The organism is Holdemania massiliensis AP2 (assembly GCF_000327285.1).
GTDB classification, from domain to species: domain Bacteria; phylum Bacillota_I; class Bacilli_A; order Erysipelotrichales; family Erysipelotrichaceae; genus Holdemania; species Holdemania massiliensis.
In genome coordinates, this window is record NZ_HE998569.1 from 1 (window position 1) to 22,927 (window position 22,927).

Here is a 22,927-nt window from a genome sequence, read left to right on the forward strand (position 1 = left end):
AAAAAAAACTGGACAGAACGTCCAGTCACAGAATAAACAAAAATCCGCTGATCTTTTTTAGAATTCTTTTTAGCGTACAGAAACCTAAAGAAGATCTCAACAAGAAAGAAATCAGGCCGCTTCTCTGCGGAAGCCGGTGATGCCCATCGCCCCTTTGCCGCCATGCACGGTCATGACCGCGCCCAATTCAAACACTAGGACCTCCTGGAAACCATCGTTCAGCACACGCTGCCGCAGTTTTTCCAGCAGATCCGGATCTGCTCCTTTGGCATAGATGATCAGCGCTAAAGTGCGGTCCAGCGGTTCTTCGCTGAGGAAATCCTCAACCAGCTGAGAAGCCGCTTTTTTCATCGTGCCGTAATATTTTTTCGTATTGATCAGCTCGCCCTTGAGAATGTCAATCCGCGGCTTGATCCTTAACAAAGAAGCTCCTAATGCCGCCGCATTGCTGACACGGCCGCCGGCCGCCAGAAAATCCAGCTTTTCCGGGATGAACAAGGTTTTAATCCGCGGCACCCACTTGCGGATTTCATCCGCCAGCTCTGCGGCGCTCCATTGCGGATTGCGGGTATGCAGCTCCACGGCTTTCAGCGTCAGTAAGCCGAAACCGCCGGAAACGTTCAGACAGTCGATCAGATGGATGCGTTTTTCATCGCAGTCCTGCAAACTGATCGTCGCGTTTTGAAACGAACAGGAACATGCTGAGGAATATCCGATATGGACGATTTCCACTTCCGGATCTTCTAGCAGCCGGTTAAAAAACTGACTGTATTGATAAGGACTGATCGCGCAGGTCTTTGGGATCTGCCGCGTAGAATCGTAGAAATCATAAATTTCCTGAATCGGAAGCTCACCGTCAAGCACAGTCCGATCGGGAAAATTGACGCTGAAAGGTACCATCGGAACATTAAACTTTTCCAGCATGGAAACCGGGATGTCAGAACAGCTCTCAGTTGTAATGATTGTTTTCATCAAAAAGCCCCCCACTTATTATCAACTCTGATTCTTCTGGTTTACAAAGTTAGAACATCTAATTAAGGGAAACCAGACATCTATAATGTACCGTGAACATCGTGTCAAGTAAAGTCTTCTTTTGGAAAAAAACAAAAAGAATTTCATTGATAAAAGAAAAGACCACACATTTTTTAATTTGTGTAGTCTAAGAATGTGAACAACTTATGAAAATTTTCGATGCGTCTGAACCGCGATGCGAAATTTCCTGTGGTTTTTACGCTCAGGCTTCTGCAGGCTGAAGATTCAGCTTGGTTTTCATCAGCTTGCGGTAAGCATAAATAAAACAGAGAAGATGAACCGCAAAGGTCAGAATCCAGGAGATAGGATAGGAAATATACAAACTGAACAAAGTATGCTCGATCTGGAAAAAGGTGAAGATCCACAAGACGCGGAAGGCACAGGCCCCGGTCAGAGAGACCAGCATCGGCATGATGGAATAGCCCAGACCGCGGATGCTTCCGCAGCAGACGTCCATCAGACCGCAGAAAAAATAGGAAGCGCTGACAATCGAAAGCCGGACTAAACCAAAATCCACAACCGCCGGATCCGAAGAATAGATCGAAAGCAGCGGCCGGCCGAGCAGGTAGGCACCCTGACCTAAAACTAAACCGATCACTGTGACAATGCCCAGGCAGTAAAACAGGATTTTCTTGATCCGCGCGGTATTGCCGGCGCCCAGGTTTTGTCTGGTGAAGCTGAGCGAGGTTTGATAGATCGCGTTCATCGCCGTATAGACAAAGCCTTCGATGTTGCTGGCGGCCGTGTTGCCGGCCATGACGACGGAACCGAAGGAATTGATGGAGGACTGGATCAGGACGTTCGATATGCTGAAAACAATTCCCTGCAGTCCGGCCGGAATTCCAATCCGCAGCATTTCCTTCACTTTGCCGGCATGCAGCCGGATCTTGTTTTTGTGCAGCTGACACATCCCATCCATTTTTAACAGACACATCAAGATCAGCACGGCTGAAATCACCTGAGAAATGACGGTGGCGACGGCGACCCCAGCTACGCCCATGTTGAAGACAATGACAAAGAACAAGTTGAAAATCACATTGACCACGCCGGCCGCGGTCAAAAAATACAGCGGCCGTTTGGTATCGCCAATCGCCCGCAGAATCGCTGCGCCGAAGTTGTAGATCATAAACGCCGGCATGCCGAGGAAATAAATCCGCATATACAGAACGGAATGCGTGATGACGTCGGCCGGAGTGCCCATCAGTTCCAACAACGGCTTGGCAAACAGGACCCCGACAAAAATCATCAAAATTCCGCCGATGATTGAAATGGCAATGGATGTATGAACTGTGTCTTCACAGTTCTGCCAGTCGCGGGCTCCGCAATACCGGGCGACCATGACGTTGGTGCCGATTGAAATTCCGATAAACAGATTGACTAATAGATTGATCAGAGCACTGGTTGAGCCAACGGCTGCCAAGGCATGGCTGCCGGTAAACTTTCCAACAACGACGATATCTGCGGCATTAAACAGAAGCTGTAGCACCCCTGATAAAATCAGCGGAAAGGCGTAGATGAGGATGCGGCTGAACAGCGGACCGTTGACCATATCCACGGCATAAGATTTTTTCACAGTAAAAAGTTCCCCCTTAAGTCTCGAAAGTATTATACGCCCCTGTCCGGGAATTTCAAGCAAAGAAAAACGGCGGCCTGTCTTCTGCTTTATTTCCTGGGAAATTCCGACAAACAGGCCCGCGTTCACAGAATTCTGCACCCCTGATTTTTCCAAATTGAAAAGAGAAATCGAAACTGATTTAGGAAAATGGGGAAATGACAGGAAATTTTCATGATGAGCGTGAAGGATTTCTCTTTCTGCATGATATAATCTTTTCAAGATAGATACTTGGCATGGTACTGAGAAAAACCAAGACCGCCCGATTGGCAAGACGATCAACGGTTCGGCGGTCACCGCCTGTTTGACCAGTAATCTGCCCATGCATCCGCACGCTGTTTTGTATCTGGATGAGATCAGCGCGCAGAAGATTCATTGAAGATCCAATCAAGAAAAACGATCCTTCCGTCAGTGTTTCTGACAAAGGATCGTTTTTCCTTTTTAGAAGATGGACCAGGCCGGAGCCGGAATGAACATCTATCCTTCAGCTTATCCGTCTGAGCGGAAACGTTTGAGAATCAGCGCTTTTACAATCTGAATTGTCGTCATTTTTCAGTCCCATAGATGCAGATTTGATCGCGGCCCTGTTGTTTTGCCTGATACAGCGCCTGATCGCTGCGCTGCATTAATTGATCCACGGAAAGCTGCGGATCATCGGTTTGGGCAATACCGATGCTGGCGGTCAGATGCGGCAATTCTGAATGCGAGCGGCATTGTTCGCTCATTTCCCTGAGGAAAATCTCAGCTCGGTGCTTCAAATCGTTCAATTCCCAATTCCCCAGATATAAAATCAGAAACTCATCCCCTCCCAGCCGTGTCAATACAGCGTCCGGGAAACATTGCTTCAATAAGTCTGAGGTCAGGATCAGCGCTTCGTCGCCGGCCTGATGTCCCTGGGTATCATTGAGCAGCTTAAAATAATCCAGATCCACATAAATCAGACTGACCCGCTGATCACCTCGTTCCTTAGCCAAAATCTCATAGAAATGCCGGCGGTTGAACAATCCGGTGAGAAAATCGGTATTGGAATTAAAGAGAATCTGCTGCTCCATCTGACGCTGAGTTGTGATATCGCGGAAAATATACAGCTGTCCGGCCAGGTTCATGAATATATCATAGATCGGCTCTTTGCGGATTTCCAGCAGCCGCTCGCCTTTTTCATCCTGGATTGTCGCTTCCCGAAATTCTGAAGTTTCTGCGCCGTGCAGGTCGGGAAAAACCCGGGCCTGCCATTGACTGTAGTTTTGACCGAGGATTTCATCCGGATGAACAGAGAAGTAATCCTCAAAGCGTTCATTGACATTGATGATCACATTATCACTGTTGACAACCAAAATGGAAAAGGGCATGCTGCGCAGAAGAATCGCCATCTCAGTTCCCATATTTTCCAGATCTGTGACGTCATGCGCGATACCGACGGTTCCCATCGGTTCTCCGTCCTCATCCAAAATCGGCGTTTTGTAGGTCTTGAACTGGCGCAGTCCATGTTTGCTTTTGACTTTTTCATCAAACAGACAGGTTTTGCGGGCCTTCAGCACCATTTCTTCCGTTTCCAGACAGACATACTCGCCTTTCTCATATTCTTCCTGCTTCAGATCCCAGATGTAATAATGACCTCGGCCGATGACATCCTCTTTTGTCTTGCCGACAGCGTGGCAGAAGGCGTCGTTGACGTTGAGATGGACGCCGCGGATATCCTTAAACCAGACAAGATCCGGAATACTGTTGATTGTTGATTCCAGATAATTGTTTGTCAGCCACAGCTCTTTTTGGGTTTTCAGCGAATCCAGCCAGCGCTGAAAGGTCTGTGTGATTAAAGGCTGAGGCATCGGTGTGCGCCATATATCATCACAGAGCCGGCACAGCGTTGTCCAGATGGGGGCATCCGCTGAAGCCCCGGTGCAGACGATCAGCAGGGTTTGGCTGCCGCAGCGCTTACGCAGCGCGGCCAGATCTTCCAGCGGCGGTTCATCCAGAACCAGCATGTCGATCTTTGCCAGCGGCTGATCCGCGAGCTCAGGAGTGGTTTTTAATTCCAATTCAAAGCGCTGAGGCGTCAGCGCCAGAGACATCGCGCGTTCCCATGCGGGACTTGAACTGATGATCAGAACTTGTAATTTACAATGAAACATCGCGGGATCCTCCTTGCTGCGCCGCAGCGTCAATACCGGACAGAGCCAGCTGATCAAAGCCGGCAGGTTTATAGAAATAGAAGCCCTGAGAATATTGAATGCCGTAATCCAGAATGTGACTCTGGATGGCTTTGTTTTCCACAAACTCAGCGACGATCTTCATGTTGAATTCACGGCCCAGAACGGTGATCGCCCGCAGCAGTTTGCGGTGAGTTTCGCTTTGATGCAGATGACGGATGATCTCACCGTCTATTTTAAGATAATCCGGATTGAGTTCCATCAGCTGCAGGAAATTGGAATACCCGGAGCCGAAGTCATCAATCGCGATCTGAACGCCGTATTGACGGATTTTATGGATGAAGCGGCGGAGTGTTTCCACATCGCGGAAAGGTTCATCCTCCAGAATTTCCAGAATGAAGTGTTCCGGGTGAGCGGCTTTTTCCAGCTGCTCGAAAATCAGCTGCTGCATTTTCTGAGAATTGATATCGTAAGCGGAGAAGTTCAGTGAAACACTTTCACCACGCCCGGCAAACAGGGAGAATACCCGTTCATACATCCGTTCGCTGAGATAGGAATACAGATGATATTTTTTCGCTGTATCCATAAAGAACGCCGGTGCATAGACCGTGCCGTCCACGTCGATGATCCGCATCAAGGCTTCATAATGGCTGATCGACTGGGTTTGATTATCCCGAATTCCCTGAAAGTAGGGGACAACGCCGTCATTTTCCAGAGCTCGGGTCAGAACGTCGATGATTTTGAATTCTTCAATGCTGCTGAGCGGTTCGTCGGCTTCGTGATCGCAGATCAGAAAGGAAGTCTGACGATGCCGGTTGGCATGAAGGGTATTCAAGGCCCGCTCCACCATGTCCTGCTGATGGAGCACGACGACAAAACGGCAGAGAACCGTTTTTTGGATATCGTGAATTTTGATGAATTGAAACTTATCAAAGAGCGCGTGAACAAGGCTCAGAAACTGATCTTCACTCATGGCCGGACCGGCCGCGGCAAACAGCGTTTCTTCATTGAGCAGATAGCTGGTCAGTCCCTGATCCTGTACGAGGGTGCGTAGAAAGGTCTGAATCTGATCGGCAGCTTGTCCCAGCAAGGCTAAATATTGATCCTGCCCGAGCTGTGAGCGAATCGCTTCCGCGTTTTCAATTTGAATCATGACCAGCTTGTCATACGAGCGAAGCTTGTTTTCTTCCTTATATTTAATGTAATTACCCAGTCCGGTATGAACGTCCACCATCAGCTTTTCCTGAAAGCCCTGCTGCTTTTTCAGCAGTTCTCCCATCAGATATTCGTTTTTCCGCGTCACAGCCTCACGCTGTTTTTTCAGAACATAATTCAGCAGATCCTGGGTGTCATCCGCAATTTCGCCCAGGTCGTCAAAGACACGGCTGTCAGGCCGGAGATAAACCTGATTTTCCGCGGTGCCGACTAGGCAGCAGGCCCCGTTGAGAAATTCGTTGACGCCGTTAAGATTGGAAATTTCACCGAGGATGAAGGCGCCGCAGACTCCGTAACCACGGAAGGGACTAAGTTCCCATTCCGCGCAATTGTGCAGATAAAGACGGCGGAACAGACAATCGTAAACAAACAGGTTTTCAATTGGGATATCGCTGATCGTGGAGCAGATCTCATAACAGCGCTGAATGCAGGCGGTGGGACTGGTATAGCCGATCCGAAATTCGGTGTTGACCGGAATCTGACTGAAATACTGGCTGATCCGTCCCGCCGACGCATCATATTTCAGCATCCGGCTGGCTCCGTGATGATTTTCCAAGATCATCGGGAAGCGAACGATTTCATCATTCTCGGCAATTTCCTGCCAGCTGCTGTAACCGGCGGCCTGTTCAATGCCAAGCTGTTCGCGCAGCCAGGCCTCAGCAGGAATTCCGTCGACGCTGTCCCAATAAGAACCATCGCAGCCGGTCAGCCTATATTTTTCACTGACCGGTTCATGCGAAATATTGACCTCATTGTAAACCGTCAGCGCGCTGCCGCCGATAGCCGCCGCGACAATTGCCTGATCCAGTACGCCGCTGCCGTTAAAAACATAAGAAGTGACATTCAGCGGCAGGATGTCGCCGGCAATTCCGCCGACCAGCTTGGTTGTGGAATTGGAATGGTTAAACGCTTCAATACAGGCATGAATATCGTAATAATGATCAGAACAAAGCACATGCATGAGTTGGGCTTCGGCGCGGTTGGCGAACGCCGCGAGTTCACGTCCGATTTCAGCCGCTGATTTATTTTTCCACGTGAAAAACGCCGTCTGAAAATGCGCCTTTTCATAGTCGTCGATTAAGACTAAAGTTTGATCTGAATATTGCTGATCCTGGAAAATGACTCCACTGGCGCTGCAGCCGATGATCTGAGCCTGCGGAAACTGAGCCTGCAGCGTCCGGGCCAGCTGGGCGGCTTCTTTGCGGCTGGCAATCGCTGTATAAATCCGGATCAGATAAGGCACAGTGCAGTCCAGCGCTTGTTCTTCAATCAGCGCTTTCAAAGAGACTTCGTCTTTGTATAAAAAGCTGACAGTTCGCATCGCCCATGCCTTCTTTCTTCTTCAGGATATTTCGGGATTGAAAATTTCAAATTAAAATGTTCATTTCTAAACTAAATACTAGCACACTCAGGGCTAAAAAACAAATCCCAAGCCGGCTGAATGACAGCTTCTTGTCCCGATTTTCCTGGATGATACCGAAGGACTGACCATAAGTCCGTGATCCCTGAAAAAACAGCTGTGTTTTAACGCCGATCTTTATATAGAACAGAGATCATGTCTTTCTTGACAACATTACTATATAGGAATATCCTTTGAGGTAAGGAGATGAATCATGAAAACATACGGAGGATTTCTGATATCGCAGATTCGTCAGCTCAGCGGCCGTACCTTTGAAAAAATATTAAAGGAAAAAGGCATCGACGCCTTTAACGGGCCGCAGGGCAGAATTTTGTATGTACTGTGGGAATAAGGCGAGTTATCGATTACCGATATTGCCCGGCTGACTTCGTTGGCCAATACGACGCTGACGGGAATGCTGGATCGGATGGAGGCGCAGGGTCTAGTTGTCCGGATTCCCGATCAGCACAACCGCCGCCGGATTCTAATTCAGCTGACGCCCAAAGCGAGGCGGCTGCAGGATGCGTATGATGAAGTATCGGAAAAAAACAACGCAATCTTTTATGCCGGGTTTACCCAATTAGAGATTCAGCAATTTGAAGCGATGTTAAAACGGATTCTGCAAAACTATGAGGAGGAAAGCCAACATGAATGAAACGCTCAAAACACTGCAGTCCCTGCGCTCGATCCATTGGCAGTTTAACGAAAAGCCGGTTTCCCGTGAGGATATTGAAACGATTGTTGAGCACAGCCTGCGTGCGGCCAATAGTGACAATCTGACCGATTATTCTGTCATTGCCGTAACGGATCCCGAAATTCTAAGCCAGCTTACGGAAGGGGAGTCCGGCGGCCAGGCCCTGACCTGTCTTGTCTATGCGATTGATCAGACGCGGATTATAAAATGTGCCGAAGCGTTAGGCTATGAGGAATATCAGCCCTGGCATCGGCTGTATAATTTCTTTATCATGATTGCAGATGTCTGTGCGGCCGCCCAGACAGCGGTCATCGCGGCCAAATCACTGGGCATGGATTCGCTGATGACCAATTTTTCGCATCGGCATAAGCCGCAGGAAATCATGAAGCTGCTGAATATGCCGCAGGAATATTGCTTTCCTGTGATTCAGGTCGTGCTGGGCTATACCGACAAGGATCCTCAACAGACCCGCGGACGCCTGGCGATGAAGCATGTGCTGCATTATGACCGTTATGAACCTGCCTCGGAGGCGGAAGTTCAGGAAATGATTGCAGAGATGGATCTGGTTTATCCGGAATATATCGGCGGTCAGTATAAGCATGCCCTGGATTGGTACTTTAACGAATGGTTTATCGAATGGTATGATGAACAAGTCTATCAGGATTTATGTGATTGTCTGATTCATTCCAAACTGCTGTGTGAGCGGCCGGGATTCAGCGCTGAGGGCCTGATTCGGAAATAACAGCTCATTTACATCTGTTATCATATAAAAAAGAATGAAAAGATAAGCAATAATTTATATATTAAATAAAGATACGGATAAAGACATGTGCCTGTCAAGCAGTATAATTTAAACCTTTTTCTTTCAATGCAGCATCGGCTGATCGCTTAAAGTCAATGTTGTTTAGGGGTTGTTCAGGGAACACTATGGAAATGCCCAGACTCGGATAATCTTAAACTATTAAAACAATATTGAACAAACGTAAGCATAGAATCAGCGGATTGCCAATACAAATGATTAATCTAGTCAATAAATAATAAAAAAATCTCTGCTGTTTTATAGCAGAGAAGCTTTGAACTGAAATGGTGCGCGTGAAGGGACTCGAACCCCCATGGATGAACCGCCAGATCCTAAGTCTGGTGCGTCTACCAATTTCGCCACACGCGCATACTCAGATATTATAACAAGACTTCTGAATTTTGACAAGAATACGTTGGCAATTTTGGGCAAGCGGAGGATCAGGATAACTATCGGTGAATGATAAGCTAGAGTGAGCTTCCAGTTGGATTAAAAGGCGGCTGATTTTAAAATCTCCGCAGGCCTTTCCGGTTTCTTTCTTCCGTGGCTTTCGCCGTGTGTTTCAATTTTATGATTGCTCTTTATCTATAATAAATAAGACTCTCGGAATTGTTGTATCCAGGAGATTTTGACAGGATTTTCGTTTGAAAATGAAATCATTTTATGTTTATATCTGGACAAGTACAGCCGGCTCGTTTATAACAGAAGATAGAGAAGTCTTGCAGTGAATTCCTTGGTCAGTTGAATGAGTCTGACTTATTGCTGTGCTAGCGGAGGACGTAAAATCTTGCGTTAAGATTGTTGGTTATCAGAAAGGAATTGCTGGACAAGACTTCGGATTTCAGAGATGTTTCATGCGGCTGTTTATTGAAGGAGAAAGAAAGGAGGTCAGATAAGGCGGTCAGAAACCTTGGGTAATTCTTGATTTTGGATAAGGATTAGGGTCTTGACGACAGAGCTGGTTAGAGCGTTTGATCAGCGGCCATGATTTGATTAGAGAAGGAGAAATTGGAATGATTATTTACTCTGAACGTGTTTGTCTTCCAGATGGAATCCGGCCTGCTTATCTGATTGAGGAAAACGGCAGAATTAAAGCCGTTGCCGGCAAGGAAGCGGGATTGAAAGCTGACGTTGATTATGGAAATCAGCGGATTATTCCGGGAATTATTGATACCCATAATCATGGAGCGGCCGGTTATCGCTTTGATGATGCGAATGAAGAAGAACTGAAACAGCTGCTGAAAGCTCAGGCGGCGCATGGCGTAACGGCGATTCTGCCAACGACGACGATCGTATCTCAGTTTCCGATTTTAGCCAAACTGGCAGAGGAAACGTTGGATGGGGCACGAATCGCAGGCATTCATTCAGAAGGCCCTTGGGGTGCTCGAGTCGGAGAAAAAGGGATTAATACCGGTTATCCGCCTGTGGATCTTGACCACGCGAAAAAGATGATCGAAGAGGCGCATGGAAAATTGGTGCTGGTGGATATCGCGCCGGAAGTGCCGGGTGCGTTGGAGGCCATCGATTATTTTGTTTCTCAAGGTGTTACGGTAGCCGCTTATCATACCAACGCGAACTATGCGGAAGCGAATCGCGGCATCGATCATGGCATTACGGTGGCGACTCATCTGGGCAATGTCATGACCGGACTGCATCATCGGGATATCGGCACAATGGGAGCCTGCATTCTGCGGGATGAGGTGGACTGCGAATTGATCTGCGACGGTCTGCATGTCTGTCTGCCGATGATTCAGCTGATCATGAAGATGAAAGACCATGACCGGATTATGTTGGTTTCGGATAACGGAGCTTTCTTAGGCGCGCCGGTCGGCCATTACAAGGGCGGCAAAAAGAATGAAAACAGCGACCGTGCAGTGCTGGAAGTGACCCCGGAAGGATTTGTGCTGAGTCAGACAGGCCGGCTGACCGGTTCCAGCATGCCGGTTTTGTATGGCATTGGCAATTTGGTGAAGAAACTGCATATGCCGCTGGAAGAAGTCGTGCGGATGAGCAGCGCGAATCCAGCCCGCAAATATAACCTCAAAAACAAAGGTGAACTGGCCGTGGACAAGGATCTGGATCTGGTCGTCATCGATGAGGATTATAACGTTGTAGCCACGTATGTTGAAGGCCGCAAAGTCTTTGACCGGGCCGTAGAAAAGAGTCCGTTCAATGAGAGCTTTTTGCAGGAGTATAAGATCGACTGATTGATGAACTAAGACGATCAAAAAGCGAAGCGATGAATACAAGACGAGTGAAAGGGGAAGTTCTCACATACCCTGCTCGTCTTTTTTCTTGCGGGAATGAAAAAAAACAGGCAAGCCTAAGAATAATTCCATGTCGGGCCGTTGACCGAAAGGGATAAAAAAAAGCCGTTTCATCAACGGCAAAATTTTTAATTTAATCGAGTTTGGCTAAAATATGCTTTTCCACAAAATCAGCCCATCCCTCATCTTCCACTGATTTTTCAGTAATGAGATCCGCGGCAGCTTTGGTGTCTTCTGAACCATTCAGCATACAGACGCCGACGCCAGCCACTTGAAGCATGCTGATATCGTTGGTCATATCGCCGAAAGCCCAGACCGATTCAGTATCGATGTGATGATCCTGACAGAATTTCAGAAGCAGTGCACCTTTGGAAGCTTTAGCATTGCAGAACTCAAACATGGTGTTCTCCGTTTTAAATCCGACAAACCCTGACATCGGATATTCCGCAACTCGCTTTTCAATGGCTTCCATATCTTCCGCCCGAACCCGAAAGCCGATCTTAGCGGCGGGCTGCTGCCAGAATTCAGAATCATCTTTGACCACATGCGGAAGAACTTTGTTTTTCACAAAGGCTGCGGATGAAGAAACATTCTGATCCAGACTTCGGACATAAGCGACACCGTTTCTGCCCAGCGTGGGATTGCAGGGAAAAGGCGCCATGATTTCCAGACACTGACGGATCCATTCTGGTTCCATGGAATACAGACTTTCTGTAGTGCCGGCAATTCCATCGTAGATTTCCGAACCGTTCAGGCCAATGAGGATTTCGCATTGAATATTCCACATTTCTTCTAAGATATGGAGCTGGTCAATGGAGCGGCCGGAGGCCAGGCCAAATCCAATGCCTTTTTTCTTAAGCTGATTGATGCAGGTTTGGGCCCGCGGGGTGACATTGTGATGCTTGGGAACTAACGTATTGTCGATATCACAGATTACAAGCTGAATTGGTTTCATAAAATTCTCATCCCCTATTAATAATATAGTGTATCAGATTCGCGGAATTATGGAGCGGTTGAAATGCATTTTAATGAGGAATTTTTTGAAATTTTAGCATGGGAATGAAATGGATTATCGAAAATCAACCGCGATGAAAATGGCGGAGCAGAGGGTTTTCATAAATAAAATCCTAACTTTTGCAATAGGCGGAAACTCACTACCCTTAAGTGGTGGGTAGTTGACTCTTATATTTTCTTGAGGAAGCAAGTCCTTTGACAGATTTCAGTTGCTTCGGTGAAAAGCCAGGGTAAAAGACTTTTCAAAAGCAGGAGGAAGCGAAAAATCTATGCTTTTTCGTCATCGCGGGATTCCTGATTTATTTCGGAAATCAAACAAATTGCCTGATCTTCAAGCTGTCCAAGGATATCGCTGAGATTGTTTTTTAATTTCTGGCATTGCTTTCCGATAAAACGCAGTTCACTGCGCTTGTCGATTTCTGGGATTCCGGTAAAATCCACGCGGTACAAACGAAGCGGAGCGGGAAGCAAGGCTTTCTGATTCAATTGATGAACGGCGCGGCGGTATTGCTGATCATGCTGCAAAAACTCAGGGAGCAGTGAAAGAATCGGAGTCAGATTTACAGCCTTGTTGGTAATGGCGGCTTGATTGGGAACGCGGATCAGTTCCACAAAACATTCGTTAAGTGCTTGATCCAATCCTTCTAAAGCTTCATAATAGCGTTCAGTAGCCAGGGCAAAATGCAGAATCTCAGCGATATTCTGACCTGAGGAAAGAGGATCTTTATGCATTAGGCGATCCCACTGATCGGCTAGAGATCGCAGAGAAGGGAAAACGGAACGCGAGATTTCCTCTTTCAGGGAGGTCAGCTGCGCCTGCAGAACCTCTCGTTTTTGAATCAGCGACTGCTTTTTCTTAGATTGAAATGGGCTGGAAGCATGATCCATTTCATAATCCAGAGCCAGGATGTCGGTCTGCCTTGTTTCAAGTTCAGCCTGAAGGGTGAAAAACTGTCTGCGGCGATGGAATTCATTCAATATCAAAGAAATGTCGTTTTTCATCTTTGCTCACCTCTTATCATCATTATAAACAAAAGCACACAGAGATGGAAAAAGATTCAGAAATTTAACAAATCTGAAAATATTTTCATGAAAACATTTTGTAAAAATGAAAAAATGTGTTGTAATCATGAAACGGCAGCGCTATAATAAAGCCACTATTACCTTTTGTATTGCAGGTTCTAGAAAGAAACGGGAGATGAAATGATGAAAACAATGAAGAAAGTATTCATGGGTGCTGCTGCTCTGATGATGGCAGTTTCCATGGCTGGATGCGGGAATTCCGGTTCAGGAAACGGTTCAGCAACAACCCCGGATGCTGGGGGCAGCACAGGATCAGAGGCAGCGGGGGCTGTGAAGATCGGTCTGCATTATGAACTGACGGGCGAAGTCGCCGATTACGGCAAAGCTGAATTGAACGGTTCCTTATTGGCGATTAAACAGGCGAATGCCGCTGCCGGCAGTGAAAAATATGGTTATGTCAAATATGATAACAAGTCGGATCCTACTGAAGCCGTCACTTTGGCAGCTCAGCTGGCTTCGGATGGAGTAGCCGGCGTAGTCGGTCCGGCCACTTCTGGTGCAAGCGCGGCTTCGTATCAGATTTTAAACGATGCGAAAATCCCTGTCTTATCGCCATCCGCGACACAGAACAACGTCACGCTGACCGATCCGGATAAAATTGACAGTGCTCCATACGATTATGTCTATCGCGTTTGCTTTGAGGATTCCTACCAAGGCGCGGCGATGGCGCAGTATGCCTATGATACGTTGGGCAAGACCAAAGCTGTCATCTATGGCGACTCCACAACCGATTACGCCAAGGGGCTGACGGAAGCCTTTGAGAAGCAGTTCACCAAACTGGGCGGCACGATTGTTGCAAAAGAAAATTATGTCAGCAAGGATACGGATTTCTCCTCTGTCTTAACCAAAATCAAAGGCTTGGATTTTGATGTCCTGTATATCCCTGGCTATTATAATGAGGCTGGCCTGATCATCAAGCAGGCGCGGGATATGGGGATTGATCAGGCGGTTGTCGGTTCTGACGGCTTTGATTCCGTTACCCTGGTTGAACTGGGCGGCGCTGAGAATCTGAATGATGTTTACTTCACAACAGCGTACACAACGGTTGGCGCTTCGGCACAGCTGCAGGCCTTCATTGATGCTTACAAAGCGGAATACAATGAAGAACCGAATATGTTTGCGGCTTTGGCTTACGATGCAACTAACGTTTTGATTCAGGCGATTGAAGAAGCCGGTTCGTCAGAGGGCGCGGCGGTACAGGCGGCTTTGGCCAAGATCAGCTTCAACGGTGTTACCGGTTCATTTACCTTTGATGCGACGCATACGCCGATCAAACCGGTTCTGGTCGTCAATCTGGTTGATGGTGTCCAGACGGATGCGGTTGCGGTCACTCCGAAGCTGGACTAACGCACGCAAAGCAAAACAAAAGAAAAATAGGGGAAGCCGTTCTCCTATTTTTTCCCATTGAGAAGAGGAGGAAACAATATGACCCAGTTTTTGCAGCAGCTGATCAACGGATTGTCGCTGGGGAGCATCTATGCCCTGATCGCGCTGGGATACACGATGGTGTACGGCATCATCAAACTGATCAACTTTGCCCATGGGGATATTTATATGCTGGGGGCGTATATCGGATTTATCTGTACTGCTCAGTTAGGCATGGGCTTTTTTTCCGCGCTAATCACAGCGATGGCCCTGTGTGCTTTGATCGGGGTTGTGATTGAGCGGATTGCGTATAAGCCGCTGCGCAATGCAACCCGGATCACCGCGCTGATCACGGCGATCGGCGTCAGCTATTTCTTAGAAGCCAGTACCCAGAAAGTCATGGGAACCGGCGTGAAAACCTTTCCGCAGGTGCTGGCAAATCAGAAAATCATGCTTGGCGGCGTCATGATCACAACCCAGCAGATTGCGATTTTTGTGATTACGATTGTCTTGATGCTTTTGCTTCAATATATTGTCCGCAAGACCAAGGTCGGCCGAGCGATGCGGGCGGTTTCGGTCGATGCCGATGCGGCGCGCTTAATGGGCGTCAACGTCGATATGACGATTTCCTATACGTTTGCGATCGGTTCGGCATTAGCCGGCGCGGCCGGAGTTTTAGTTGGCCTGTATTATAATTCGATCAATCCGCTGATGGGCATGTTGCCGGGCGTGAAGGCGTTTATCGCTGCGGTTTTCGGCGGGATTGGAATCATTCCCGGCGCGATGTTCGGGGGCTTCTTCATCGGCATCGTCGAAACGCTGGTCAGCGGCTATGGCAGTTCGCTGTATAAGGACGCTGTTGTTTACATCATTCTGATCATCATTCTGGTGGTTAAGCCGGCAGGCTTGCTGGGGAAAAATGTAAAGGAAAAGGTGTAGGCGCATGAAGAATCTGTTAAATAAAAAGAATGCCTGCTGGCTGCTTCTGATTGCGGGCAGCTACGGTTTGATCTCCCTGTTAATCAGTGCCGGCGTGGTCAACAATGTCTATCTGACCGTGCTGATGACCATCGGCATCAACATCATTTTGGCGATCAGTCTGAATTTAATCATCGGTGTAACCGGTCAGTTTTCGCTGGGGCATGCCGGATTTATGATCATCGGCGCGTATTGTGCCGGGGTTGCCGTTAAACAAATCTCCGCAAGCTTAGGCGGGATTTTGACCGGCATGCTGATCGGAATCGCAATCAGCGGACTGGTCGCGCTCGTCGTGGCGATTCCAACCCTGCGGCTGCGCGGGGATTATTTGGCCATCGCAACGCTCGGTTTCGGCGAGATTATCCGAATTGTGATTCTGAATATGAAAATCACCAACGGCGCGGCCGGCATGATTCTGCCGAAGTTGGTCGATTGGCGAATCATTTTTGCGGCGGTTGTGATCTGCACGGTGATCATCATCAATTTCTGCCGGTCAGCTCAGGGGCGGGCTTGCATCTCCGTGCGCGAAGATGAAATCGCCGCCGAAGCGATGGGCATCAATACGACTAAGTATAAAATCATGGCGTTTGTCTTAGGGGCGATGATTGCCAGCGTAGCCGGAGCGCTGTATGCTGGCGCGTTCTATGTCATTAAGCCGGAAATGTTTACGTTTAATAAATCTATTGATATCCTTGTCCTGGTCGTCTTTGGCGGCATGGGCAGCTTTACCGGCTCCTTTATCGCTGCTGGGGTGATCGGCGTGCTGAACACAGTTTTGCAGCAGTTCTCCGATATTCGGATGATCCTGTATGGCTTAATGCTGGTCGGAATTATGATTTTCCGTCCAAGCGGCTTGTTGGGAACGAAGGAATTCACCTTTTCCGCTCTGTTTAACCGGTTCAGCCGGCGAAAGGAGGTGCGGGAATGACCGTATTAAAGGTAAGCAGTCTGACAAAAAACTTCGGCGGTCTGGCCGCGGTCTCCAATGTCAATCTGGAAATTGAGGAACGCGAACTGATCGGACTGATCGGACCGAACGGTGCGGGAAAAACGACGCTGTTTAATCTGTTGACTGGCGTGTACGAGCCCAGCGAGGGCAAAATCGAACTGAACGTAGACGGTCAGATGAAAAGCATCGGCGGATTGAAGCCGTATGTGATCACTGGCTTGGGGCTGGCACGGACATTCCAGAATATTCGGTTGTTTAAGAATATGACGGTGCTGGATAATGTCAAACTGGCGATGAACAAATCGGTCCGGTATTCCGCACTGGCGGCGGTTCTGCGGCTTCCTTCGTATTACCGCGAAGAACAGCGCATTCTGAATGAAGCCATGGAACTGTTGGAAGTGGTCGGCCTGGCTGAGAAAAAGCAGGTGCTGGCCAAAAATCTGCCGTATGGACAGCAGCGCAAACTGGAAATTGCCCGCGCTTTGGCCGCCAAACCGAAGATTTTATTCCTCGATGAACCGGCAGCGGGCATGAATCCGCAGGAAACTACCGAACTGACCGAGCTGATCCATCAGATTAAGGAACAATTCAATTTAACTGTGGTTTTGATTGAACATGACATGTCGCTGGTCATGAAAATCTGCGAGCGGATTTACGTTCTGGATTATGGGAAGTGCATCGCGCAGGGAACACCGGAAGCGATCAAGAATAACCGCCGTGTCATCGAAGCGTATCTGGGGGAGGATTAAGATGCTGAAAATAACCGATTTAAGTGTCCATTATGGTGTTATTCAAGCCTTAAAAGGCGTATCCCTGGAAGTGCGGGAAAAGGAAATCGTCGCGCTGATCGGCGCCAATGGGGCTGGGAAAACAACGCTGCTGCATGCGATCAGCGGTCTGCTGAAAAAAAGCGGCGGCGAGATTGAATTTCTGGGTCAGCCGATGACGAAGAAAAACGCCCGGGATATCGTAAAAGCCGGGATTACGCAGGTACCGGAAGGAAGAAGAATTTTTCCCGATATGAGCGTTGCCGAAAACCTGCAGATGGGGGCGTATCTGCGCAAGGATAAAGCCGGAATTGAAAGGGATCTGGAAAGTGTGTATCAGCGCTTTCCGCGGCTGGCGGAACGTAAGAAACAGCTGGCCGGAACGTTGTCGGGCGGCGAGCAGCAGATGCTGGCGATGGGCCGGGCTTTGATGGCCAAACCGAAGCTGCTGCTTCTGGATGAGCCGAGCATGGGCCTGTCCCCGCTTCTGGTCAAGGAAATCTTTTCAATTATTCAGGATATCAATGCCCAGGGAACGACGGTGCTGCTGGTTGAACAAAACGCGAAGATGGCGCTGGGAATTGCTGATCGGGCCTATGTGCTGGAAACCGGCAGCGTTGTGCTGAGCGGCACCGGGGCGGAATTGGCAGCCAGTGAAGACATTAAGAAAGCCTATTTAGGAGGATAAGAGTATGTTGGTGAAAGATCGCATGACCGCGAATCCTTACTGCATCAGTAAGGATACCTCAATCAGTGCGGCACTGGATTTGATGGCGGAACGGGATTTCCATCGAATTCCGGTGGTTGCCGGACAAAATCTGGTCGGACTGGTAACCGAAGGCACGATTGCCGAGAACACACCGAGCAAGGCTACCAGTCTTTCGGTGTACGAGCTTAATTATCTGCTGGCCAAGAGCACCGTGGAATCGGTCATGATCAAGGACGTCGTAACGATTCATCCCGATGCCTTGCTGGAAGAAGCGGCGGTGCTGATGCGTCAGCATGATATCGGATGTCTGGTTGTCACGGAAGGTTCCAAAGTTGTCGGAATTATCACGCAGAATGATATCTTTGAAGCTTTTATCGATCTGTTAGGCTATTATGAGGAAGGCAGCCGGTATGTGATTCCCGTTGAAGATAAGCCGGGAATTCTGGCGGATCTAACGGGGCTGTTCTTCGGTGAGAAAGCTCAGATTACCAATCTGGCGGTTTATCGAAAAGCAGAACAGACCGATGTCGTCATCCGGGCCCGCGGCGTTGATCCGAAGAGGATGCGGAAGTTATTGGAGGATCACGGTTATCCCGTGGCGTCTTTGATTACGCGCGCAAACTGAAAATTTGACGGTGAGGCAGTCAAGATACAGGCTGCCTTTTCTTTTATTCATCAAAAAATGTCTGAATCCGAGTAAAATTGAAATCCAGGATTGGCTTTGCTTTGATGCGGGAGGAAAGATTTCTGTTATAATAAAGGAAAGATAAAAGAAAGGCGGCAAACGGCTGTCATGGGGATAGATCGGATGAAACAACGTTGCCGTTGGGCAGAATGCGGATCGCTGCAGCTGAAGGCCTATCAGCTCAAGCTCAGTCTGAGAGGCAGGAAGGGGGCATAAGCCGTGAATGGAAATATAGATAATCCAAGTACCGTCGGCCGCGTCTATCAGCAGATTATCGTTCTCGGCATGCTTGTGCATATGCTTTATATTGCCCTGAGCGGCTGGCTGCAGGTCACGCCGTTAGTATATTATAATGTTTTCAGCACCGTCTTTTATATGATCATGTCGCTGCTGGTCTGTTATAGCCGCTATCGGCTGGCGGTCACATTGATTCATCTGGAAGTCGGAGTGTTTGTAACAGTAAGCACAGTAATGCTGGGCTGGGAAGCAGGAATGCCGATGTATTTGATCGCCATGGCTTCTCTGGTGTATATCCGGCCATACCGCCGCAGTGCGGTTCCTTATCTGTTTTCGATATTGGAGATCGTTTTGTTTTTCAGTTTGAAATTAGGCGGCAGCTGGATTGAGGCCAGCGTGGAGCTTCCTGCCGTGGTGATCAACAGTATCTATCTGTTCAATTCCTTGGCTAGTTTTCTGATCATTTTGATTTCTTCAGCGATCTTCAACGTTTCCTCATCCTTGATTCAGGGGCGGCTGCAGCGTCGCAATGAAGAACTGCAGGAAGCCGCTTCCATAGACGGTTTAACCGGTGCGCTCAGCCGTTACGGGCTGAACGATCAGTTAGCCCCGCTCAAGGGAAGCGCGATCTGTGTTGCTTTAGGGGACTTGGATGATTTTAAACAGGTCAACGATACGTATGGGCATATCTGCGGGGATTATGTGCTGGCTACGGCCACCCGGCTCATGCAGGAAAGTGAAGAAACGCGGGTCTGCCGCTGGGGCGGAGAAGAATTTTTGCTTGTGTTCGCGGATGACAATTTGACGCAGGCTCAGCAAAAGCTTCAGGTCATCGCTCAGAAAATCCGCGGCTATCCGTTTTCCTATGACGGCTATCCGATCCGCATTACGATGACATTTGGTTTAACCTGCGGTTTGTTGGATAAGAACATTGAGAATCTGGTCAAACTGGCAGATGAACGAATGTATCGTGGCAAACGGCAGGGGAAAGATCAGATTGTTGCGGAATAAAGGTGAAGTTGAATAAAATTCAAACTGAAGCGATGAAATGGATAAAAATGTTGTATAATAAGCACAGGAGGCGATGATCATGGAACAGAAATCCTTGTTTGACGATCGCGATCTGAACAGTCCCCTGGCCAGCCGGCTGCGGCCGAAGATGCTGGAAGAAGTGGCCGGACAAAAACATCTGTTGGGCGAAGGGAAAATTCTGCGGCAGCTGATCGAACAGGATCAGGTGTCCTCGATGATCTTCTGGGGCCCGCCGGGGGTCGGCAAGACAACCTTGGCCCGCATCATCGCCGAACGCACGCAGTCGCATTTCGTGGATTTCAGCGCGGTGACCAGCGGGATCAAAGAAATCAAAGAGGTCATGAATAAAGCGGAACTGAACCGCCAGATGGGCGAGAAGACAATTCTGTTCGTTGATGAAATCCATCGCTTTAACAAGGCTCAGCAGGATGCGTTTCTGCCGTTTGTGGAAAAGGGCAGCATTATTCTGATCGGCGCGACGACGGAAAATCCATCCTTTGAGATCAACGCGGCGCTGCTTTCACGCTGTAAGGTCTTTGTACTGCAGGCTTTATCTACCGAAGACTTAATGGAACTGCTGAGCCGGGCATTAAAGGATCCGCGGGGTTTTGGCAATTATCAGGTCGATCTCAACGATGATCTGTTGTGGATGATCGCCAACTTTGCCAACGGCGATGCCCGAACGGCGCTGAATACGCTGGAAATGGTCGTGCTCAACGGCGAGAAGAACGGTGAGGAAATTCATGTAACAAAGGAACATCTGGAACAGTGCATCAACCGCAAATCCTTGTTATATGACAAAAAGGGCGAGGAACATTACAATTTGATCTCCGCGCTGCATAAGTCGATGCGCAACAGCGATGTTCAGGCTTCCATCTACTGGCTGGCACGGATGCTGGAAGCGGGCGAGGATCCGCTGTATGTAGCGCGCCGGGTTGTGCGGTTTGCCAGCGAGGATATTGGAATGGCGGACAGCCGGGCGATGGAGGTTGCAGTCGCGGCTTATCAGGCCTGTCATTTTAACGGCATGCCGGAGTGCAGCGTCAATCTGACGCAGGCGGTGGTGTATATGGCGCTTTCCCCCAAGTCCAATGCTTTGTATATGGCGTATGAAGCGGCCAAAAAGGACGCGCTGGAACATTTGGCGGAGCCGGTGCCGCTGGCGATCCGCAACGCCCCGACGTCGTTGATGAAGGAGCTGCATTATGGCGAAGGATATCAATATGCCCACGATACAGAAGAAAAACTGACAACCTTGCAATGCCTTCCGGATGCGCTGGCGAATCGGAAATACTACGTGCCGACCCGGCAGGGACGGGAAAGCCGGATTGTGGAGCGCATGGAACAGATCGAAGCGTGGCAGAAGCAGCACCGTAAGAAATAAAAAAACAGCAAACGAGGAGGAACGCTATGTTCATCATGATCGGCGCCGGTTCTGGGCATCGTAAAAAAGCTTATCTGGGAGTACGGATTTGTCCGCACTGCGGCAAATTAAGTCATTTTTACCTGATGGAACAAGCACAGCAGGTTTCACTGTTTTTTGTCCCGGTTGTGCGCTGGGGCAAGCATTGGGGAATTGCCTGTTCGCGCTGCAAGGCGGGTTTTGAAATCGAAGATACGGAAAAGGATTTTTGTCTGAAGCAGGCTCAGTGGATGCCAAGCGAAAAGCAGATGAATGAAGTGATCGAGTACATCGGCGTTCAGCTTCAGGCAGGCGGCGGACTGGACGACGAAACGCTGCGCGAGCGAGTTCGTCTGCGCTTTGATTTTCATGTCGATGACCGCTCCTTTGAGGAAATCGTCAAGGCGTTAAGACAAGCTACACAGCGGGAAAGTCAGTTCCGGCAGTTTTATTAATCGTATATTCCAATTCAAGTTTGAATGAAGTTAATGCCGTCTTTCGTCTTTTGGAAGTGCGGCTTTTTTTCTGAAAATCGCTTTTTCCAATTTAAATCAAAAGTTAGATCAGTCCCTGATTGTCCATTTTGTAATAATTTTGGTATGATAAAAGAAAGCGGTGCAAGTCAGTATCCCCCCAGTGGAATTCTTGGAACAGTGGAGATGCGATTTCAAGCTGTAAGGGGGAGCAGGATGACAAATTTATATTCATTGCGGATTTATCAGGAAATCGGATATCTGATTTCCAATAAACGAGTAAGGCCCGCTGAGTTTATTCATCACTTTTCACTCAGTCAGTACGAATTTGCGCAGGATCTGGAAAAGATTGAAGTCCTGCAGTCAAACTATGGCTTGAAAATTCAGGCGGACCGCGATCAGATTACCTTTTCGATTGTCGATGCCGCATTGTTTAATGATACGTATCGGAGCTTGTGCGGATTTTATGAACAGTATAATTTTCGCGGTGATTTCCATGACAAAATGCTGCTGCAATTTGAAATCTGCGAGATGCTTCTGGGAACTGAAGGTTTTATTCAGATTGATACGATTGCGGAGCGATTGGGATATTCCCGCAGCATTATCCGCGCGCCGTTAAAACTAGCCCGTGAATTCATCAGCAGCTACAATATCCAGATTGAGAATATTCCCCATCATGGAATTCGCCTTCAAGCTCAGGAGCTGCAGCAGCGTAGATGTCTGGCGGCGGTTTACAACTGGTTTAAAATCGGTGTTCTGCGCCAAGGGGAGCCCTGGACGGAATGCTTTAGCCATGAAAACTATATTCACCTGCTGAGGCTGATCGCCCGTACGCTTCAGGAAGCAGGTGCGGATATGCAGCAGCTTGACCGGAAAAAACTGCGTTATTATCTGATCGCAGCCAATAAGCGGGTTCAGAAGGGACATTGCGCAAAGGCGCTGGGCTTACCTCAAGAAATTCAAACTTTTATTCATAAAGAGGAGGCTTTGCGGAAGCTGGATCCTCGGTGAGATTTTAAGATCATGGGTAGTCCATGTGGATGAAACAGGATATAAAATAAACGG

The 22,927-nt window shown here is 48.4% G+C and carries 20 protein-coding genes and 1 tRNA gene; 14 read left to right on the forward strand and 7 right to left on the reverse strand.

The window, feature by feature from the left end; all coding sequences use genetic code 11:
- Positions 1 to 111: 111 nt before the first annotated feature.
- The 4 genes from BN162_RS12440 to BN162_RS12455 all read right to left on the reverse strand — a co-directional run bounded on the left by BN162_RS12440 (position 112) and on the right by BN162_RS12455 (position 7,330).
- Complete coding sequence (locus BN162_RS12440; protein WP_020225444.1) at positions 112 to 972, reverse strand: DegV family protein; 861 nt, start codon at positions 970 to 972, stop codon at positions 112 to 114.
- Between the two features lie 262 nt (positions 973 to 1,234).
- Positions 1,235 to 2,605: an MATE family efflux transporter gene (locus BN162_RS12445; RefSeq protein WP_020225445.1), complete on the reverse strand. Its 1,371-nt coding sequence runs from the start codon at positions 2,603 to 2,605 to the stop codon at positions 1,235 to 1,237.
- Positions 2,606 to 3,189: 584 nt separating this feature from the next.
- Entirely contained in the window at positions 3,190 to 4,776 is a 1,587-nt protein-coding gene (locus BN162_RS12450) for a sensor domain-containing diguanylate cyclase (RefSeq protein ID WP_020225446.1), read from the reverse strand.
- A complete protein-coding gene (locus tag BN162_RS12455; RefSeq protein WP_020225447.1) occupies positions 4,763 to 7,330 on the reverse strand; it encodes an EAL domain-containing protein in 2,568 nt (855 codons plus the stop codon). The genes BN162_RS12450 and BN162_RS12455 overlap by 14 nt, the downstream gene beginning before the upstream one ends.
- Positions 7,331 to 7,622: 292 nt before the next feature.
- Here BN162_RS12455 and BN162_RS19075 point away from each other — a divergent pair, with 292 nt between their 5' ends.
- From BN162_RS19075 to BN162_RS12465, 3 genes are read left to right on the forward strand one after another with little or no spacing between them, the layout of a single operon-like run.
- Entirely contained in the window at positions 7,623 to 7,760 is a 138-nt protein-coding gene (locus tag BN162_RS19075; protein WP_020225448.1) for a helix-turn-helix domain-containing protein, read from the forward strand.
- A 12-nt stretch (positions 7,761 to 7,772) separates the two neighbouring features.
- The gene (locus BN162_RS19080) at positions 7,773 to 8,063 is read left to right on the forward strand and encodes a MarR family winged helix-turn-helix transcriptional regulator (protein WP_261797858.1); all 291 of its coding nucleotides are present in this window, start codon (positions 7,773 to 7,775) and stop codon (positions 8,061 to 8,063) included.
- The gene (locus BN162_RS12465) at positions 8,056 to 8,844 is read left to right on the forward strand and encodes a nitroreductase family protein (RefSeq protein WP_020225450.1); all 789 of its coding nucleotides are present in this window, start codon (positions 8,056 to 8,058) and stop codon (positions 8,842 to 8,844) included. Before BN162_RS19080 ends, BN162_RS12465 begins: the two co-directional genes overlap by 8 nt.
- 342 nt (positions 8,845 to 9,186) lie before the next feature.
- On the opposite strand, the gene BN162_RS12470 is transcribed toward BN162_RS12465, so the two are convergent.
- Positions 9,187 to 9,270: transfer RNA gene (locus tag BN162_RS12470), tRNA-Leu, on the reverse strand.
- A gap of 644 nt (positions 9,271 to 9,914) precedes the next feature.
- On the opposite strand from BN162_RS12470, the gene BN162_RS12475 reads away from it, so the two are divergent.
- Positions 9,915 to 11,108 carry an N-acetylglucosamine-6-phosphate deacetylase gene (locus BN162_RS12475; protein ID WP_020225451.1) on the forward strand — a complete coding sequence of 398 codons (1,194 nt, stop codon included), beginning with the start codon at positions 9,915 to 9,917 and terminating at the stop codon, positions 11,106 to 11,108.
- 193 nt (positions 11,109 to 11,301) lie between these two features.
- Here BN162_RS12475 and BN162_RS12480 read toward each other — a convergent pair whose 3' ends face one another.
- Both BN162_RS12480 and BN162_RS12485 read right to left on the reverse strand, forming a co-directional pair.
- Entirely contained in the window at positions 11,302 to 12,123 is an 822-nt protein-coding gene (locus tag BN162_RS12480; RefSeq protein ID WP_020225452.1) for an HAD-IIB family hydrolase, read from the reverse strand.
- A gap of 326 nt (positions 12,124 to 12,449) precedes the next feature.
- Positions 12,450 to 13,184: a hypothetical protein gene (locus BN162_RS12485; RefSeq protein ID WP_020225453.1), complete on the reverse strand. Its 735-nt coding sequence runs from the start codon at positions 13,182 to 13,184 to the stop codon at positions 12,450 to 12,452.
- A 204-nt stretch (positions 13,185 to 13,388) separates the two neighbouring features.
- Here BN162_RS12485 and BN162_RS12490 point away from each other — a divergent pair, with 204 nt between their 5' ends.
- The 10 genes from BN162_RS12490 to BN162_RS12535 all read left to right on the forward strand — a co-directional run bounded on the left by BN162_RS12490 (position 13,389) and on the right by BN162_RS12535 (position 22,873).
- Positions 13,389 to 14,612: an ABC transporter substrate-binding protein gene (locus BN162_RS12490; RefSeq protein ID WP_020225454.1), complete on the forward strand. Its 1,224-nt coding sequence runs from the start codon at positions 13,389 to 13,391 to the stop codon at positions 14,610 to 14,612.
- A 78-nt stretch (positions 14,613 to 14,690) separates the two neighbouring features.
- A complete protein-coding gene (locus tag BN162_RS12495) occupies positions 14,691 to 15,569 on the forward strand; it encodes a branched-chain amino acid ABC transporter permease (protein ID WP_020225455.1) in 879 nt (292 codons plus the stop codon).
- Positions 15,570 to 15,573: 4 nt separating this feature from the next.
- Entirely contained in the window at positions 15,574 to 16,536 is a 963-nt protein-coding gene (locus BN162_RS12500; protein WP_020225456.1) for a branched-chain amino acid ABC transporter permease, read from the forward strand.
- Positions 16,533 to 17,306 (forward strand): ABC transporter ATP-binding protein, encoded by a 774-nt coding sequence (locus tag BN162_RS12505; protein WP_020225457.1) that lies wholly within the window; start codon positions 16,533 to 16,535, stop codon positions 17,304 to 17,306. The genes BN162_RS12500 and BN162_RS12505 overlap by 4 nt, the downstream gene beginning before the upstream one ends.
- A 1-nt stretch (position 17,307) precedes the next feature.
- A complete protein-coding gene (locus BN162_RS12510; protein ID WP_020225458.1) occupies positions 17,308 to 18,012 on the forward strand; it encodes an ABC transporter ATP-binding protein in 705 nt (234 codons plus the stop codon).
- A gap of 4 nt (positions 18,013 to 18,016) precedes the next feature.
- A complete protein-coding gene (locus BN162_RS12515) occupies positions 18,017 to 18,658 on the forward strand; it encodes a CBS and ACT domain-containing protein (RefSeq protein WP_020225459.1) in 642 nt (213 codons plus the stop codon).
- 279 nt (positions 18,659 to 18,937) lie between these two features.
- On the forward strand, positions 18,938 to 19,966 hold the full coding sequence (locus BN162_RS12520; protein ID WP_020225460.1) for a GGDEF domain-containing protein: 1,029 nt from the start codon (positions 18,938 to 18,940) through the stop codon (positions 19,964 to 19,966).
- A gap of 79 nt (positions 19,967 to 20,045) precedes the next feature.
- Entirely contained in the window at positions 20,046 to 21,371 is a 1,326-nt protein-coding gene (locus tag BN162_RS12525) for a replication-associated recombination protein A (protein WP_020225461.1), read from the forward strand.
- Between the two features lie 26 nt (positions 21,372 to 21,397).
- On the forward strand, positions 21,398 to 21,844 hold the full coding sequence (locus tag BN162_RS12530) for a zinc-ribbon domain-containing protein (protein ID WP_020225462.1): 447 nt from the start codon (positions 21,398 to 21,400) through the stop codon (positions 21,842 to 21,844).
- Positions 21,845 to 22,078: 234 nt separating this feature from the next.
- Entirely contained in the window at positions 22,079 to 22,873 is a 795-nt protein-coding gene (locus BN162_RS12535; protein ID WP_020225463.1) for a BglG family transcription antiterminator, read from the forward strand.
- Positions 22,874 to 22,927: the final 54 nt, after the last annotated feature.

Bases quoted from the DNA above. Each gene is read 5' to 3' on its own strand.
- BN162_RS12500 (WP_020225456.1), top strand. From the start codon at position 15,574: ATGAAGAATCTGTTAAATAAAAAGAATGCCTGCTGGCTGCTTCTGATT.
- BN162_RS12535 (WP_020225463.1), top strand. From the start codon at position 22,079: ATGACAAATTTATATTCATTGCGGATTTATCAGGAAATCGGATATCTG.
- BN162_RS12525 (WP_020225461.1), top strand. From the start codon at position 20,046: ATGGAACAGAAATCCTTGTTTGACGATCGCGATCTGAACAGTCCCCTG.
- BN162_RS12530 (WP_020225462.1), top strand. From the start codon at position 21,398: ATGTTCATCATGATCGGCGCCGGTTCTGGGCATCGTAAAAAAGCTTAT.
- BN162_RS12515 (WP_020225459.1), top strand. From the start codon at position 18,017: ATGTTGGTGAAAGATCGCATGACCGCGAATCCTTACTGCATCAGTAAG.
- BN162_RS12495 (WP_020225455.1), top strand. From the start codon at position 14,691: ATGACCCAGTTTTTGCAGCAGCTGATCAACGGATTGTCGCTGGGGAGC.
- BN162_RS12505 (WP_020225457.1), top strand. From the start codon at position 16,533: ATGACCGTATTAAAGGTAAGCAGTCTGACAAAAAACTTCGGCGGTCTG.
- BN162_RS19075 (WP_020225448.1), top strand. From the start codon at position 7,623: ATGAAAACATACGGAGGATTTCTGATATCGCAGATTCGTCAGCTCAGC.
- BN162_RS12475 (WP_020225451.1), top strand. From the start codon at position 9,915: ATGATTATTTACTCTGAACGTGTTTGTCTTCCAGATGGAATCCGGCCT.
- BN162_RS12455 (WP_020225447.1), bottom strand. From the start codon at position 7,330: ATGCGAACTGTCAGCTTTTTATACAAAGACGAAGTCTCTTTGAAAGCG.
- BN162_RS12480 (WP_020225452.1), bottom strand. From the start codon at position 12,123: ATGAAACCAATTCAGCTTGTAATCTGTGATATCGACAATACGTTAGTT.
- BN162_RS12440 (WP_020225444.1), bottom strand. From the start codon at position 972: ATGAAAACAATCATTACAACTGAGAGCTGTTCTGACATCCCGGTTTCC.
- BN162_RS12450 (WP_020225446.1), bottom strand. From the start codon at position 4,776: ATGTTTCATTGTAAATTACAAGTTCTGATCATCAGTTCAAGTCCCGCA.
- BN162_RS12510 (WP_020225458.1), top strand. From the start codon at position 17,308: ATGCTGAAAATAACCGATTTAAGTGTCCATTATGGTGTTATTCAAGCC.
- BN162_RS12485 (WP_020225453.1), bottom strand. From the start codon at position 13,184: ATGAAAAACGACATTTCTTTGATATTGAATGAATTCCATCGCCGCAGA.
- BN162_RS12490 (WP_020225454.1), top strand. From the start codon at position 13,389: ATGAAAACAATGAAGAAAGTATTCATGGGTGCTGCTGCTCTGATGATG.
- BN162_RS12465 (WP_020225450.1), top strand. From the start codon at position 8,056: ATGAATGAAACGCTCAAAACACTGCAGTCCCTGCGCTCGATCCATTGG.